The sequence below is a fragment of the Pseudomonas sp. Xaverov 83 genome (assembly GCF_019352905.1).
GTDB classification, from domain to species: Bacteria; Pseudomonadota; Gammaproteobacteria; order Pseudomonadales; family Pseudomonadaceae; genus Aquipseudomonas; species Aquipseudomonas yamanorum.
On the sequence record NZ_JAAAFU010000075.1, the window covers coordinates 561,627 to 577,508 of the forward strand.

The 15,882-nt window shown below is 60.5% G+C and carries 15 protein-coding genes; 4 read left to right on the plus strand and 11 right to left on the minus strand.

All coding sequences use genetic code 11. The annotated features are described in order from the left end of the window. Window positions 1-118 precede the first annotated feature (118 nt). Together K0H47_RS23860 and K0H47_RS23865 are read right to left on the minus strand one after the other, a co-directional pair. Window positions 119-1,201: a SagB/ThcOx family dehydrogenase gene (locus K0H47_RS23860; protein ID WP_219273742.1), complete on the minus strand. Its 1,083-nt coding sequence runs from the start codon at window positions 1,199-1,201 to the stop codon at window positions 119-121. A gap of 387 nt (window positions 1,202-1,588) precedes the next feature. After that, window positions 1,589-2,785 carry a class I SAM-dependent rRNA methyltransferase gene (locus K0H47_RS23865; protein ID WP_003213799.1) on the minus strand — a complete coding sequence of 399 codons (1,197 nt, stop codon included), beginning with the start codon at window positions 2,783-2,785 and terminating at the stop codon, window positions 1,589-1,591. Window positions 2,786-3,098: 313 nt separating this feature from the next. Here K0H47_RS23865 and K0H47_RS23870 point away from each other — a divergent pair, with 313 nt between their 5' ends. After that, entirely contained in the window at window positions 3,099-3,911 is an 813-nt protein-coding gene (locus tag K0H47_RS23870) for an HDOD domain-containing protein (protein ID WP_172834596.1), read from the plus strand. A gap of 21 nt (window positions 3,912-3,932) precedes the next feature. Then, window positions 3,933-4,745 carry a bifunctional DNA-formamidopyrimidine glycosylase/DNA-(apurinic or apyrimidinic site) lyase gene (gene mutM, locus K0H47_RS23875; RefSeq protein ID WP_017476543.1) on the plus strand — a complete coding sequence of 271 codons (813 nt, stop codon included), beginning with the start codon at window positions 3,933-3,935 and terminating at the stop codon, window positions 4,743-4,745. Window positions 4,746-4,878: 133 nt separating this feature from the next. On the opposite strand, the gene K0H47_RS23880 is transcribed toward mutM, so the two are convergent. The 5 genes from K0H47_RS23880 to K0H47_RS23900 form a co-directional block, all read right to left on the minus strand. Beyond that, window positions 4,879-5,130, minus strand: a complete 252-nt coding sequence (locus tag K0H47_RS23880) for a YfhL family 4Fe-4S dicluster ferredoxin (protein WP_003213796.1) — start codon at window positions 5,128-5,130, stop codon at window positions 4,879-4,881. A 102-nt stretch (window positions 5,131-5,232) separates the two neighbouring features. Next, on the minus strand, window positions 5,233-5,712 hold the full coding sequence (gene coaD, locus K0H47_RS23885; RefSeq protein ID WP_003176711.1) for a pantetheine-phosphate adenylyltransferase: 480 nt from the start codon (window positions 5,710-5,712) through the stop codon (window positions 5,233-5,235). Window positions 5,713-5,826: 114 nt separating this feature from the next. Further along, window positions 5,827-7,422 (minus strand): GMC family oxidoreductase, encoded by a 1,596-nt coding sequence (locus tag K0H47_RS23890; protein WP_003213795.1) that lies wholly within the window; start codon window positions 7,420-7,422, stop codon window positions 5,827-5,829. Window positions 7,423-7,455: 33 nt separating this feature from the next. Then, window positions 7,456-8,001: a hypothetical protein gene (locus K0H47_RS23895; RefSeq protein ID WP_063026481.1), complete on the minus strand. Its 546-nt coding sequence runs from the start codon at window positions 7,999-8,001 to the stop codon at window positions 7,456-7,458. Window positions 8,002-8,029: 28 nt separating this feature from the next. After that, the gene (locus K0H47_RS23900) at window positions 8,030-9,457 is read right to left on the minus strand and encodes a coniferyl aldehyde dehydrogenase (protein WP_219273743.1); all 1,428 of its coding nucleotides are present in this window, start codon (window positions 9,455-9,457) and stop codon (window positions 8,030-8,032) included. A gap of 147 nt (window positions 9,458-9,604) precedes the next feature. Here K0H47_RS23900 and K0H47_RS23905 point away from each other — a divergent pair, with 147 nt between their 5' ends. After that, complete coding sequence (locus K0H47_RS23905) at window positions 9,605-10,276, plus strand: TetR/AcrR family transcriptional regulator (RefSeq protein ID WP_003213791.1); 672 nt, start codon at window positions 9,605-9,607, stop codon at window positions 10,274-10,276. Between the two features lie 39 nt (window positions 10,277-10,315). Further along, window positions 10,316-11,170: a sulfurtransferase gene (locus K0H47_RS23910; protein WP_063026484.1), complete on the plus strand. Its 855-nt coding sequence runs from the start codon at window positions 10,316-10,318 to the stop codon at window positions 11,168-11,170. 120 nt (window positions 11,171-11,290) lie between these two features. Here K0H47_RS23910 and K0H47_RS23915 read toward each other — a convergent pair whose 3' ends face one another. The 4 genes from K0H47_RS23915 to K0H47_RS23930 all read right to left on the minus strand — a co-directional run bounded on the left by K0H47_RS23915 (window position 11,291) and on the right by K0H47_RS23930 (window position 15,860). Next, a complete protein-coding gene (locus tag K0H47_RS23915; RefSeq protein WP_219273744.1) occupies window positions 11,291-12,286 on the minus strand; it encodes a hydrolase in 996 nt (331 codons plus the stop codon). A 130-nt stretch (window positions 12,287-12,416) separates the two neighbouring features. Next, window positions 12,417-13,022: a 16S rRNA (guanine(966)-N(2))-methyltransferase RsmD gene (gene rsmD, locus K0H47_RS23920; protein ID WP_003213788.1), complete on the minus strand. Its 606-nt coding sequence runs from the start codon at window positions 13,020-13,022 to the stop codon at window positions 12,417-12,419. Next, entirely contained in the window at window positions 13,022-14,512 is a 1,491-nt protein-coding gene (locus K0H47_RS23925) for a pitrilysin family protein (protein ID WP_219273745.1), read from the minus strand. Before K0H47_RS23925 ends, rsmD begins: the two co-directional genes overlap by 1 nt. Continuing rightward, window positions 14,505-15,860, minus strand: coding sequence for a pitrilysin family protein (locus K0H47_RS23930; protein WP_003213786.1), 1,356 nt, complete (start codon window positions 15,858-15,860; stop codon window positions 14,505-14,507). Before K0H47_RS23930 ends, K0H47_RS23925 begins: the two co-directional genes overlap by 8 nt. Between the last annotated feature and the right edge of the window lie 22 nt (window positions 15,861-15,882).

The window sequence follows — 15,882 nt, forward strand, 5'->3', positions numbered from 1 at the left end:
TTTATTTCCGGTGGGGTGCCAAAAACCGATATTAGCCTTGGGTGGCGAGAATTCAATCAATAAAGGTGGAGTCATTCTCTTCCAAAGGCATGCTGTAAAAGGCTGCATCGCCAAGGCCTCAATCAGTCCTCAAAAGCTTTTCGAATTCATCGCTGAAAACCTGACCGTCGCTGTAACCGGCGCCTACGAAAAGTACCAACTGCTCTTTAAGGTCCTGTATGCCAAGGGCTTTCTCGATCTTGGTGTCGTTGAGAGCGGAGGCAATCCAAGTGTTAAGCCCCATGGCGGTTGAAATGAGCTGAGCTGTTTGTGAGATGTGTCCGGCTTCTATCAGGGCAACTCGGTAGGCTCTGGAGTGTGGGTACTTCCACCACAGTTTGTCGAATCGTGATGTAATGAAAATACCAAAGGGAAGATTGTCGATGAAGTGCTGGCCGTTAAGGTAATTTCCAAGAGGCTCTTGTATTCGACGAATCAGCCTGAGTGCGTGTAACTCCGGGTGGTAATAATAAAATCCGGGATTTACGCCTCTTATGTTGTGCGCATACACATAACCTTCGCTGGAGCTTAATCCACCACCTGACGGGCTGCTTCGTCTAGCGCGGAAAGAGGGGGGCGTTAAATGTGAGGTGTCTTGCAGGCGTTCTTTCAAGTGCCCTAGAGACAGGTAGAGCAGCGTACTTAGGTCTTCTAAAGAAATGCTTTTGTTTAAATAGGTGCGGCAGGTTTTTCGCTTAATTAACGTGTGTTGCAGTAACGGGTATGTTCTAAGCGAATCGTTTGGTGAGGGTTGCGGTAGACTGATAAAGTCTTCTGATTGGAGATGGGCGAACCGATTCGAATCAGGAGGACTCTTGCGCATTACGCCCTGGCAGTGGGCCAAATAATGAGCTGCCCAACTGACGCCGTCTGTAGGTTGATCAGCGCCTGATAAGTCTTTTGTACCGATGTGGAATATCCTCGACAAATCATCCCATCCCCACTGGTTATCTAACGTTGGCGCACCTTGTTGAATAATTGCATGGTGAGTGAACGTCGAGTCGATCTCAAACTCAGGGTTATAAAGCGAAAGGTCGTATATTAGCTCTAGCAGTCGCTGCGAGTGCGCGCGATCTAATTCAAATTGCTCATGAGTTTTGTAGTTCCAGATAATCAGATGTTGTGATTTGGTTAAGAAAAATAAGTTGGGATTTATTTGCATTGTTTTCTTCCCGTTCTTAAGGCTGGGTTGGCGTACAACCCAGCTTGTCATCAACGACTTATTTAGGCATTCCAATCAATGCGAATGCTGCCAGTGCTTTTGACTCAAGAACGATCGCGTTCATATCAGCTCTCCATTTCATTAAGTTAAATGGCTGTCACACAAAATGATTGTGACAAAAACTAGGCTAGGCGCTGGTTTTAGATTTATCTAGTCAGGAGGCGTAGGAGGATTCTGCTGGCGTTGTAGTATGTTTTTGCTGTAACGATGAAGCTATATGTTGTTTTTGACTTTGTACAAGAAATGAAAAAGTTTGCTTTTATTTGAAGGGGCGGCTTTGTGAATTGATGCTGCCCGGAGCCAGTCGGGCAGCATCGCGGGAAAAACTTAGCTATTCGGCAACAACCGGCACGTAATGCTCTTGATATACCGAGTCTCGGCAATCGCCGGGTGCACCGGGTGATCCGGGCCCTGGCCGCCGCGTTCCAGCATCTGGATATTGCGGTCCAGGTGACGGGCGCTGGTCAGCAGGATGTTTTGCAGGTCATCTTCCGGCAAGTGCATCGAGCACGAAGCGCTGACCAGGATGCCGTCCTTGCTGAGCAGGCGCATGGCTTGCTCGTTCAGGCGGCGGTAGGCGCCTTCGCCGTTTTTCATGTCTTTCTTGCGCTTGATGAAGGCCGGCGGGTCGGCCACGATCACGTCGAAACGCTCTTCGCTGGCTTTCAGCTCTTTGAGGGCTTCGAACACGTCGCCTTCGATGCAGGTCATCTTCTCGGCAACGCCGTTCAGTGCCGCGTTGCGCTCCACGCCGTCGAGGGCGAAGGCGGAGGCGTCGACGCAGAACACTTCACTGGCGCCGAAGGCGGCCGCTTGCACGCCCCAGCCGCCGATGTAGCTGTACAGGTCGAGTACGCGTTTGCCTTTGGCATACGGAGCCAGGCGAGCGCGGTTCATGCGGTGGTCGTAGAACCAGCCGGTCTTCTGACCCTGGATCACCGGCGCTTCGAACTTCACGCCGTTTTCTTCCAGGGCAACCCACTCCGGCACCAGGCCGAATACGGTTTCGACGTAGCGGTTGAGGCCTTCGGCATCACGCGCGGCGGAGTCGTTCTTGAACAGGATGCCGCTTGGCTTGAGCACTTGGGTCAGTGCGGCGATCACGTCTTCCTTGTGGGCTTCCATGGTCGCCGAAGCGATCTGCACCACCAGGATGTCGCCGAAACGGTCGACCACCAGGCCTGGCAACAGGTCGGAATCGCCGTACACCAGGCGGTAGAACGGCTTGTCGAACAGGCGGTCACGCAGGGACAGGGCCACGTTGATGCGGTGCACCAGCAGCGACTTGTCCAGTGGCAGCTTGATGTCGCGGGACAGCAGGCGGGCGCAGATCAGGTTGTTCGGGCTCATGGCCACGATGCCGAGGGTCTTGCCGCCGGCTGCTTCCAGGATCGCCTGGTCGCCTGCCTGGAAGCCGTGAAGAGGTGTGGCGGCCACATCGATTTCGTTGCTGTAGACCCACAGGTGGCCGTTGCGCAAACGACGATCGGCGTTGGCTTTGAGACGCAGGCTTGGCAGGGACATGACGTCGCTCCGGAAAAAAGAGCGGGAGTATACCGTGTTGTGCAGTACTTGGCCGCGCCGCCGGGCATGTGGGTTGTGATATCCCTGTGGGAGCTGGCTTGCCTGCGATAGCATCACCTCGGTTATCTGAAAGACCGAGCCGTCTGCTTCGCAGGCAAGCCAGCTCCCACATTCGATCCGGTTTCAGTTCGGGTTTTTGAGGTGTCAGCCCGGTTGCCATAAAGGTTAGAATCGCCGCCTAGTCCAGAGTGTGCCCCCTATGTCCCAAGAGCTATCCGCCGAACAGATCCAACAGAGCCTCCAAGGCATCAGCGTGCCGCCTCAACCGCAAATCATGGTGGATTTGCAGATGGAGCAGTACATGCCCGATCCGGATCTGGAAGTGATCGCCCGGCTGATCGCCCAGGACCCGGGCCTTTCCGGCTCGCTGCTGAAGATCGTCAACTCGCCGTATTACGGGCTGAGCAACAAGATTGTCTCGATCCAGCGCGCGGTGAACCTGCTGGGCAGCCGCTCCATCGTCAACCTGATTAACGCGCAGTCGATCAAGGGCGAGATGAGCGACGACACCATCGTCACCCTCAACCGTTTCTGGGACACCGCCCAGGATGTGGCCATGACCTGCCTGGCCCTGGCCAAGCGCACCGGCAGCCAGGCGGTCGATGAAGCCTACGCGTTGGGGCTGTTCCACGATTGCGGCGTGCCGCTGATGCTCAAGCGTTTCCCGAACTACATGAGCGTGCTGGAGGAGGCCTATGCCAACGCCGGCCCGGAATGCCGTGTGGTCGACACCGAGAACCAGGCGTTCAACACCAACCATGCCGTGGTGGGCTACTACACCGCCAAATCCTGGCGCCTGCCGGAGCATGTGACCGACGCCATCGCCAATCACCACAATGCCCTGGCGATTTTCAGCGACGAGTCCAACCACAAGCCGCAGCTGAAAAACCTGCTGGCGATCCTGAAAATGGCCGAGCACATTTGTGCGTCGTACCGCGTGCTGGGCAACCAGGTGGATGACCATGAGTGGAGTGCCATCGGCCCGCTGGTGCTGGACCATATCGGCCTGTCGGACTACGACTTCGAGAGTTTGAAGTTGTCGATCCGCGAGCTGGGCGCGCACTAACCCTTTCTCCATGAGGTAAACATGCCCGAGTTACCCGAAGTCGAAACCACCCGGCGCGGAATTGCGCCGCATCTGGAAGGCCAGCGGGTCAGCCGTGTGGTGGTGCGTGAGCGGCGCCTGCGCTGGCCGATCCCGGAAGACCTGGATGTGCGGCTGTCCGGGCAACGCATTGTGCTGGTGGAGCGGCGGGCCAAGTATTTGTTGATCAATGCCGAAGTCGGCACCTTGATCAGCCATCTGGGCATGTCGGGCAACCTGCGCCTGGTGGAAGCCGGCAGCCCGGCGGCCAAGCATGAACATGTGGATATCGAGCTGGAGTCGGGCCTGGCCCTGCGTTACACCGACCCGCGACGCTTTGGCGCGATGCTCTGGAGCCTCGACCCGCTGAACCATGAACTGCTGATCCGCCTGGGGCCGGAGCCGTTGACCGATCTGTTTGACGGCGAGCGGTTGTTCCAACTGTCCCGTGGGCGCTCGATGGCGGTGAAGCCGTTCATCATGGACAACGCGGTGGTGGTGGGGGTGGGCAATATCTACGCGACGGAGGCGCTGTTTGCCGCCGGGATTGATCCGCGCCGGGAAGCCAAGGGGATTTCCCGTGGGCGTTACCTGAAGCTGGCGATCGAGATCAAACGCATCCTGGCGGCGGCCATCGAGCGCGGCGGCACCACGCTGCGGGACTTTATCGGCGGCGACGGACAGCCGGGGTATTTCCAGCAGGAATTGTTCGTTTATGGCCGTGGTGGCGAGGCGTGCAAGGTCTGTGGGGCTGAGTTGCGCAACGTGATGCTGGGCCAGCGGGCGAGTGTGTTTTGCCCGAAGTGTCAGAGCTGACAATTTGTGGTGCTGCTGATGGCCTCTTCGCGAGCAAGCCCGCTCCCACATTCGACCGAGTTCCACCTTTGGAATGCAGTCGAAGGTGGGAGCGGGCTTGCTCGCGAAGGGGCCTAACGAATCGCCAAGGGACTTAGGCCTTGCCGGTAATCAACCGGTACTTCTCCATCAGTTGCTCTTCCGTCTCCGGATGAGCCTCGTCCAGCGGAATGCAATCCACCGGGCAGACCTGCTGGCACTGAGGTTCGTCGTAGTGGCCCACACACTGGGTGCACAGGTTGGGGTCGATCACGTAGATCTCCTCACCCTGAGAAATGGCAGCGTTCGGGCACTCGGGTTCGCAGACGTCGCAGTTGATGCAATCGTCGGTGATGATCAGGGACATGGAAACTCCTGCCAGGGCTGTCAGCCAAGGCATCTGAAAACTAATGCGCGCAATTGTGCCGCATTGGCGCCCGCAGTGCGAGCGGGCGCCGATTGAGCGGTCTTACTTCTTGAAGCGCAGCGTCAGCGCATCCGCCACAGCCGGGTGCACAAACTTGGTGATATCCCCGCCCAACGCCGCGATTTCTCGAACCAATGTCGAGGAAATGAACGAATAACGCTCCGACGGCGTAAGAAACAGGCTTTCCACGTCCGGCGCCAGTTGGCGGTTCATGTTGGCCAGCTGGAACTCGTATTCGAAGTCCGACACCGCCCGCAGGCCGCGCAGGAAGACATTGGCGTTCTGTTCCTTGGCAAAGTGCGCCAGCAGCGTCGAGAAGCCGACCACTTCAACGTTGGGCAGATGTTTGGTGACCTCACGGGCCAGCTCCACGCGCTGCTCCAGGGGAAACAGCGGGTTTTTCTTGGGGCTGGCAGCGACCGCGATAATCACATGGTCGAACAAGCGCGAGGCGCGTTCGACCAGATCGCCATGGCCCTTGGTGATTGGGTCGAAGGTACCTGGGTACAACACTCGGTTCATCGCGTCGTCCTGGCGGAGTCCGTTGGGGAACCGGATGGTATCGCAGCATTACCGGTGGGCCAAGTCGACTTATTCAGAAGAAAGCACTATAGACACCGCGAATACCCGGTTTTTTCAGGCCGTTTTCAGACGTTCGGCCAATGCTGTCGCCAGTTGCGCGGTCAATCCGTAGACCGATAACTGCGGGTTAGCCCCAATGCTGGTGGGGAATAGCGAGCCATCGTGGATCGATAAGTTGCGCAGTTGATGATGGCGCCCAAGACTGTCGGCCACCGCATTTTTCGGTTCTTCACCCATGGCGCAACCGCCCATCACATGCGCGCTGCCGAGCCGCGTGCGATGCAATTCAAGGTTCAAACCGTCAATCATGCTGCGGGCTTCGGCCAATGTGTTCACGTAGCGCGCATCCCCGTGCAGCGGCATCACCGACTTGGCGCCGCCGGCGAACTGAATCTCCGCCATGCTGTGGAACGCCCGGCGCAGGCCATCCCAGGCGTAGGGCGAGACCTGATAATCGAGCACCGGGGTGCCATCGCCGCGCAATTCGACTGTGCCGCCCGGGCTGTCGGGGTGGAAACCGTCGCGCAACAGGGCAAGCATTGCGTGGGTCTTGGGCAGTTGGCCCATATCCAGCGCGTTCTGCGTGCCGTAGCCGCCAAGCAAGGTACTGGCGAGTCCCGGATGCAGTGGCGGCACTTCGAGCTTGTAGGACATTTTGCCGGTGGTGCCGTCCTGCCATTGGAAGTGGTCGGAATAGATCGACTGCGGCGCCCCGTAGAACGGGTTGATCACCTCGTCGAACAGCCCGGCGGAAAAATTCACCAGATGCAGAAAGGTCCGCTTGCCCAGGCGCGAGTGGGGGTCGGGCGCATCGGAACGGAGCAGCAGCGCCGGGCTGTTGATGCCGCCGCCGGCCAGTACGTAGTGCTTGGCTTTGACCGTGATTTTGCGGCCTGTGGGAGCCACGCAATACTGATCCATGGCCACGCATTCGAGGCTGGTGATGGTGTCGCCGCTGAACTTCAGGCGTTCGGCGCGGGCCAGGTACAGCAACTCGCCGCCTTTCTCCAGGGTGGACGGAATGGTCGTCACCAGCATCGATTGCTTGGCATTGACCGGGCAGCCCATGCCGCAATATCCCAGGTTGAAACAGCCGCGCACGTTGCGCGGGATCACGTGCCAGCTGTAGCCGAGTTTTTCGCAGCCTTTGCGGATCACGTCATTGTTGGCGTTCGGCGGCATCGCCCAGGGCGCGATGCCCAGGCGCTGCTCCATTTTTTCGAACCAGGGCGCCATCTCGGCGCTGCTGTGGCCCTTGACCGCGTATTCGCTGGCCCAGTGGGCGAGGGTCGGGTCCGGGGTGCGGAAACTGGAGGTCCAGTTGATCAGCGTGGTACCGCCGACCGCGCGCCCCTGCAGGATGGTGATGGCGCCGTCCTTGCTCATGCGCCCGATGCCTTCCTGATACAGGCTGGCGTAGGCCTCGTCCTCCAGCAGCTTGAAGTCGTTGCTGGTTTTCAGCGGCCCTTCTTCAATCAACAGTACCTTGTAGCCGGCTGCGCTGAGGATTTCGGCGGTGGTGCCGCCGCCGGCGCCGCTGCCGATGATTGCGACGTCAGCTTCCAGGGTCAGGTCCTGGTCGAGGGCGGCGCCATTATGGGTTTTCCAGCCGCGGGCCATGCCATCGCGGAACAGATCAGGTACGGGCATCAGGGTCGTCTCTTGTTTTTATCGGGATGCGAATCAGATTTTCGGTGGGCCGGGGTAGCCGCAATGCGCCCAGGACTCGGGGCGGAAATACCAGGCCATGATCACCAGTTTGAGCAACGAACCCTGGCCCATGCGCAGCAGGTTCAGGTAGCTGTTTTCCCAGCGGTGCAGGAAGTTGCGGATCTGCTCGGCGCTGGCGTTTTCCCAACTGCCCCACACACCGGTCAGCGGTCCACGGGTGACCGCCATGCCCAGTACGTCGAACAGTTGCTGGGTCAGCTTGAACATCTCGGGCGAGAGGTGTTGCAGGCTGAAATCGAGTTTTTTCAAGGTGTCGTCGATGCCGGCCACCACCACCTCGGCGCTGGCCACGCCCTCCAGCAGCACCGGAATCACTGCCCGCAAAAACGGCAGGTCACTGCTGCGCAACATCGCAAAGCCGCTGGCCGGGGTGCTGCTGGAGCAGCCGCTGAGGCTGGCGCCAAGCCCGGCGGTGGCCAGGAAGGCGCTGGCGCACAGGCCGAGTTTCAAGACGCCGCGCCGTGACAGCGCGGGTGATTCAGTCAGGCTAGGGTTCATTCTTATTGTTATCCCGGTGATGGGTTTGTTAGCGGACGAACAGCTTCTGGATCAACTTCTGGATGGATTTGCCGTAGGGCGGGTAAATCAGCTTGGCGGCGTTCAGGCGTTGCTTGATCAGCACACCCTTGGCCTTGCTGAAGGTCAGGAAGCCTTCATGGCCGTGGTAATGGCCCATGCCCGACGGGCCGATGCCGCCGAAGGGCATGTCGTCCTGGGCCACATGCAGCAAAGTGTCGTTCAGGCACACGCCGCCGGAATGGGTCTCGTGCAGCACGCGGTTCTGTTCGGCCTTGTTGTAGCCGAAGTAATACAGCGCCAGTGGGCGAGGGCGCTGATTGATGTAGGCGAAGGCCTGGTCGAGGCCGCGATACGGCACGATCGGCAGCACCGGGCCGAAGATCTCGTCCTGCATCACCGTCATGTCGTCGCTGACATTCAGCAACAGGCTGTGGGCCATGCGCCGGTCCTGGCCTCGGTCATACAGTGGGACCAAGGTGGCGCCCTTGTCAGTGGCGTCTTTCACGTAGCCGTTGAGCCGGGCCAGTTGTCGTTCGTTGATGATCGCGGTGTAGTCCGGGTTGTCGGCTAGAGTCGGATAGAACCCGCGAACCGCCTGGCTGTAGGCCTCGACGAAACCGTCTACACGGTCTTCCGGCACCAGTACGTAGTCCGGCGCCACGCAGGTTTGCCCGGCATTCAGCGCCTTGCCGAAGGCGATGCGTTCGGCGGCGTCCTTGAGCGGTACGTCGGCGGAAACAATCGCCGGTGACTTGCCACCCAGTTCCAGGGTGACCGGTGTCAGGTGTTCGGCCGCCGCGCGCATCACGTGCTTGCCGATGCTGGTGGCGCCGGTGAACAGCAGGTGATCGAAGCGCAACTTGGAAAACGCCATGCCGACTTCCGCTTCGCCGAGCACTACGCACACAAGGTCTTCGGGGAAGATCTTCGCCAGCAGCGCCTTGAGCAACTGGCCGGTGGCGGGAGTAGATTCGCTGAGCTTGAGCATCACCCGGTTGCCGGCCGCCAAGGCGCCTACCAAAGGGCCGATGGCCAGGTACAACGGGTAGTTCCAAGGCACGATCACCCCGACCACGCCCAGCGGTTGATAGATAACCTTGGCCGACGCGGGCTGGAAGGCGATGCCTACAGCGCGTCGGGAAGGTTTCATCCAGCCTTTGAGGTGTTTGCTGGCGTAGTGAATGCCATGCAGGCTGGGCATCAATTCGGCGAACAGGGTTTCGTCGGCGCTACGATGGCTGAAATCACTGCTGATGGCGTTGATCAGCGCCTGGCGCTCATCGCTCAGCAGGTCGCGCAAGGCCTTGAGCCATTGCTGACGCTGGGCGGCGGGCGGCATCGGGTTGGCCGCGTAGGCCCGGCGTTGAGCGTCGAACAGGTCCTGGAGCTGGTCCAGCGCCTGGGAATCTTGCAGGTAGGCAACGTTGGCAGACATGGCGAAGTTCCCGATTGTTATTGGAATGCTTCATTTATTAGAGTCATTGCTCTAAATTGTCAAATAACATTGCACATACGTGCCGATTTATCCGGGCAAGGATAGTCCGTAAGATGCCGCCATCACGGGTCTAGAAGTTGATTTCCCATGGCACCACGAGTAAAGACCAGCGAGCGCATTGTGCAAACCAGCCTGGAGCTGTTTAACCAGCAGGGCGAGCGCAGTGTCAGCACCAACCATATCGCTGCCCATATGGAAATTTCCCCGGGCAACCTGTACTACCACTTCCCCAACAAGCAGGCGATTATCGCGGTGCTGTTTCGTGAGTACGAAGCGTTGGTGGACAGTTTCCTGCGCCCTCCCCAGGGCCGCGCGGTGACCGTGGAAGACAAGCGCTTCTACCTGCAGGCGGTGCTCGCCGGCATGTGGCGCTACCGCTTTTTGCACCGTGACCTCGAACACCTGCTGGAAAGCGACCCGGAGCTGGCTACCGGCTACCGGCGGTTTTCCCAGCGCTGCCTGATCCAGGGTGCGGCCATCTATCAGGGTTTTGTCGATGCCGGCATCCTGAACATGGACCCGGTACAAACCGAAGCCTTGACCCTCAACGCCTGGATCATCCTCACCTCATGGGTGCGCTTCCTGTGCACCACCAATGAAAAGTCCACGCACCTGAGCGCTGAGGCCATCAAGCGCGGTGTGTACCAGGTGCTGGTGCTGGAAGCCGGGTTTATCACCCCTAAGGCGAAGGACGCGGTGGATGCTTTGTTCAAAGAGTTTTACGTGCCGTTGAATCAGGCGCTGGAAGAAGTGAAGTAGGATGTTTCCCGAACGCTAACCTAGCCACAGGAGTCAGTCATGCCGCTTGCTCAACTGATCAGCCCCCAGCAACTGGCCGAGCGCCAGCAGTCCGGCGGGCTGGTGATCCTCGATTGCCGCTTTGCCCTGGAAGACCCGGATTACGGCCTGTGCAGCTACGCCGAAGGGCATATCGAAGGGGCGCAGTATGCCGATCTGGAACGCCACCTCAGCGGGCCGGTAACCAAGGGCGTGACCGGCCGTCATCCGCTGCCGGCGCCGGATGCGTTTATCCGGCAACTGCGGGCTTGGGGCGTCAACGCTGACAGCGATATCGTTTTGTATGACGACGGCCCCGGTGCCTATGCCGCCCGCGCCTGGTGGCTGCTGGCCTGGCTGGGCAAGCGCGACGGGGTGTTTATCCTCGACGGCGGCCTGAAAGCCTGGCACGCGGCGGGCTTCCCCCTGAGCCTGGATGCCCCGGTGATCGAGCCCGGTACCTTCAGCGGCTCGCCGGACAACCACCTGCAACTGGATGCCGAACACCTGCAAAAACGCCTCGGCCAACCCGGCCTGACCCTGATCGACGCCCGCGCCCAGCCGCGCTTTCGCGGTGAAGTGGAGCCGATCGATCCGGTTGCCGGGCATATTCCCGGTGCGCAGTGTGCGGCGTTCAATGAAAACCTGGGCAGCGACGGCCGTTTCCTGCCGGCGGACCAGCTCAAGCAACGTTTCGCCGCCAAGCTGCAAGATCGCTCGCCGGATGACCTGGTGGCTTACTGCGGTTCGGGCGTGACTGCCTGCCACAACCTGTTTGCGTTGTGTCTGGCGGGTTACCCGTTGGGCAAGTTGTACGCGGGGTCGTGGAGCGAGTGGATCACTGATCCAAAGCGGGAAGTTGCGACAGGCGACTGAGGTCTGCCTGACCCGGTCTGATCCAAAGTGTGGGAGCGGGCTTGCTCGCGAAGGCGGTGTGTCAGTCGCAGATGTATTGGCTGACACTCCGCCTTCGCGAGCAAGCCCGCTCCCACATTTTTATCGGCGTTGTGTCAGTAGCCACTCTGGGATTCGTCGTTCCAGGTAGTAAGTTGGCTGTTTCAGCGAGCCATCGACAAACCCGACATGCCCGCCCTTGGTCAGCAGTTCGAACTCGGTGCAGTCCGACAGCTCGCTGGCCTCGGGCAGGCTGTGGGTGAACACGAATGGGTCGTCTGCGGCCTGGATGATCAGGGTGGGTGTGCGAATCGCTCCGAGGTAATAGCGGCTTGAGGCCCGGCTGTAATAGTCCTCGGCGCTGAGGAACCCGTGCAGCGGCGCGGTGACGCGGCCGTCAAAGTCCCAGAACGTGCGCATCTTCTCCAGCGAGCCCAAGTCGGCCAGGGTTTTCAGGCCTGCTTCTTGGCCATCCTTTAGAAAACGGCTTTGTTTGACGCGGATATAGGCCAGCATTTCACGCATGAAATGCTTCTGATAAACCCGTGAAAAGCCCAGGCCGATGCGATCGGCGCACTGGTCCAGGCGGAACGGCACCGACACGGCTGCCGCGCCTTGCAGCCCGGAGGCTTCGCCGGTTTCACCCAAGTGCTTGAGCAGCACATTGCCGCCCAACGAATAACCCACCGCATACAGCGGCGCCAACGGGCGCTTGGCCCGCAAGTGAGCGATGGTTTCGGCCAGGTCTTCACTGGCGCCGGAATGGTAGCTGCGGGCGAGCAGGTTGGGCTCGCCGGAACAGCCACGCCAGTTGAGCGCCACGCTGGCCCAGCCTTGAGCCGCCAGGGCTTTTTGCAGGCCGGCTACATAGGGCGAGTTGGACGAGCCGGTCAGCCCGTGCAGTACCAGCACCAACGGGGTGGTTGCGTCATGGGGTCCGTGCCAGTCGAGGTCGAGGAAGTCCCCGTCTGCGAGCCACAGCCGTTCGCGCTGGCGTTCGATGTGGGTGGTTTTGCGCCACAGCGGTCCCCACAGCGTTTGCAGGTGCGGGTTGCCGAGGCCGAAGGCGGGGGTGAAGCGGTCGAGGGGCGGAGTCATGAAATTCTCGGTGCCGAATGGGCTTGCTCCAATCATTGTAGGAGCGAGCTTGCTCGCGAAAAACTCAAGATCACCGCGTTCCCCTGGTTTCCCGCGTCATCGTTAACGATCTTCGCGAGCAAGCTCGCTCCTACACGGTGCGTTGCCACAACGCGTAATACACCCGCCCGGATTTCTGCTCGCGGTGCAGGCGCCAGGTGCCCGGCAGGCCGAGCGTGGACGGTGCGGTTTCGCTTTCAGTGTAGATCCAGGCATCCGGAGCCAACCACTGGCGCTCTTCCAGCAACGCGCAAACGGTCGGCAGCAGGTTCTGGTTAAACGGCGGATCGAGGAACACCACGTCAAACTCACGGGCTTCCTGGGTTTCCAGGTAACGCAGCGCATCAGCCGTCTGCACTTGCCCGGTGGTGCAACGCAGGGTGCCCAGGTGTTCCTTGAGGCTGGCAACCGCCACGTTGCTGGCGTCGAGCGCCTGGCCCAGTGCAGCGCCACGGGACAGGCTTTCGAGGAACAACGCGCCGCTGCCCGCAAACGGATCCAGCACCTTGGCCCCGGCGATATACGGCGCGAGCCAGTTGAACAGGGTTTCACGCACGCGGTCGGGCGTCGGGCGCAGGCCCACGACGTCGGGGAAGCTCAGCTTACGGCTGCCCCATTCTCCACCGATGATGCGCAGTTGGCCCACACCGTTGTGAACGTTGTGGACGGGTTTTTTGGGACGGGATGGACGGGCCATTAATGCTCCGGAACCCCGAGCGGCTGCTCGGCGGGTTTATCTGTGGGGGGCGGTAGTGGCTTTTGCGCAATCGTTGGGCCGGCGGTCACGATGACCATCTTGTCGGCACTCAAATGTTTGTTCAAAGCAGCTTTGACCTGGTCAACGGTCAGCGCCTGGGATTGTTTCATGAAATCTTCCAGGTAGCTCAGCGGCAAGTTGTAGAAACCCATGGCGCCCAGCTGCCCGACGATATCGGCATTGCTCGCGGTGGACAGCGGGAAGCTGCCAGCCAGTTCGCGCTTGGCGTCGTCGAGTTCTTTTTGTGTCGGGCCGGTCTTCAGGTAGTCGGCCAGCACGTCCTGCACCAGTTTCAAGGTGCCAGCGCTCATTTCGGCGCGGGTTTGCAGGTTGATCATGAACGGGCCGCGTACCTGCATCGGCGAAAAGCCGGAGTATACGCCGTAGGTCAGGCCACGTTTCTCGCGCACTTCGCTCATCAAGCGGGTGCCGAAGCCACCGCCGCCGAGGATCTGATTGCCCAGGGACAGCGCGGCGTAATCCGGGTCGGCACGGTCGATGCCCAGTTGCGCCAGCAGCAGGGTTGTCTGCTTGGACGGGAACTCGATATGCGTGGTGCCAGCCTTCGGCTCCGCCGGTTGGGCGATCTTCGCCAGCGCCGGGCCTTTAGGCAGTGAAGCGGAGACCTTGGCGGTCATGGCCTCGGCTTCGGCGCGGGTCAGATCGCCGACTACAGAAATCACTGCGTTGCCGGCGGCGTAGGCCTTGGCGTGGAAGTCCTTCAACTGCGCGAGGGTCACCTTCGGCACGCTTTCGGCGTTGCCTTCGCTCGGATGGGCGTAAGGGTGGTCGCCATAGAGCTGCTTGAACAGCTCGATGCTCGCCAGTTTGCCGGGGTTCTGCTTCTGGTATTCAAAGCCGGCCAGCAGCTGGTTCTTGATCCGCGCCAGGGAGTCGGCGGGGAAGGTCGGCTTGCCGATCACGTCGTCAAACAGCGACAGGGCAGCGTCACGTTTGTCGCTGGCGCTCAGGCTGCGCAGGGAAACCAGCGCCATGTCGCGGTAGGCACCATTGCTGAAGTCGGCACCCAAGCCGTCGAAACCGGCGGCAATCTGGCTGACGTCTTTGCCTGGCACGCCTTCGTTGAGCATTGCGTTGGTCAACAGCGCCAGGCCCGGTGTGTTGCCGTCCTGGCTGCTGCCGGCGGCGAACAGGATGCGCATGTCGAACATCGGCAGTTCATGGGCTTCGACGAACAGCACCTTGGCGCCTTCGGCGGTGGTCCAGGTTTGCACGTCGAGCTTGCGGTTGGTCGGTGCCTTGTCGTCCAGCTCGGCCAGGGATTGCAGTTTGTTGGCGGACTTGGCCTGCTCCAGCGCCTGGCTGGCGACGGATTCGCTCGGGCGCAGGAAATACACCGCGCACGCGGCAGCCAACGTGACCACGATCAGGCCGGGCAGCACCAGACGGTTGTTTTTACGTTCACTCATGAGCGGTCTCCTCAGGCAAGACATGGGCGACGCTGAGACGTTCGCGGGTGAAATAGGTGCGTGCAGCTTTCTGGATATCTTCGGCGGTTACGCTTTGCAGCTCGGCAAGCTCGGTGTCCATGAGTTTCCAGGACAGGCCGACGGTCTCCAGGGAGCCGATGGCAGTGGCTTGGCTGGTGATCGAGTCGCGCTGGTAAACCACCCCGGCGATGACCTGGGCGCGGATACGCTCCAGTTCTTCTGCGCTCGGTGGCTTGGCCTTCAGTTCATCCAGCAGGCGCCACAGGCCGGCTTCAGCCTGGGCCACGGTCTTTTTCTTCTGCAGGTTCGGGGTGGCGGTCAAGGTGAACAGGCTGTCACCGCGGGTGTAGGCGTCGTAGCTCGACGAACCGCCGGACACCAGCTCTTCGCCGCGCTCCAGTTGCGTCGAGATGCGCGCGCTGTAGCCGCCGTCCAGCAGGGCCGAGATCAGGCGCAAGGCGTTGACCGAACGCTTGTCTTCAGCGGTGGCGAGGCTGGGCACGTTGAAACCAAGGATCACGCTGGGCAGTTTGGTCTGTACGTGCATTGTCAGCAGGCGTTCGCCGGGCTCGGCCAGTTCCAGTGGGATTTTCGCCGGTGGCACGTCGCGCTTGGGGATCGGGCCGAAGTAGCGTTGGGCCAGGGTCTTGACCTCATCCGGGGTCACGTCGCCCACCACTACCAGGGTGGCGTTGTTCGGCACGTACCAGGATTGGTACCAGTGGCGCAGCTCTTCAACCTTCATGCGGTCCAGGTCGGCCATCCAGCCGATGGTCGGCGTGTGGTAGCCGCTGGCCGGGTAGGCCATGGCCTTGAAGCGCTCGTAGGCCTTGGACATCGGGTTGTCGTCGGTGCGCATCCGGCGCTCTTCCTTGATCACCTCGATCTCGCGGCTGAACTCGTCGGCCGGCAGACGCAGGCTGGCCATGCGGTCGGCTTCCAGTTCGAAGGCAACGCCCAGGCGGTCACGGGCCAGCACCTGGTAGTAAGCGGTGTAGTCGTCACTGGTGAAGGCGTTTTCTTCGGCGCCCAGGTCACGCAGGATCAACGAGGCTTCGCCGGGGCCGACCTTGGCGCTGCCCTTGAACATCATGTGCTCCAGGGCGTGGGACAAACCGGTCTGGCCCGGGGTTTCATAGCTGGAGCCAACCTTGTACCAGACCTGGGAAACCACCACCGGGGCGCGATGGTCCTCGCGCACGACGACCTTGAGGCCGTTGTCGAGGGTGAATTCGTGGGTGGGTTGTGGGTCGGCAGCCAAAGCTGAAAGGGGCAGACAAACTGTGCTGAGCAGCAGGCCTGCGGCGCGGCGGGCTAGAGCATTCATTCGTTTTTAAACCTGTTGAGCT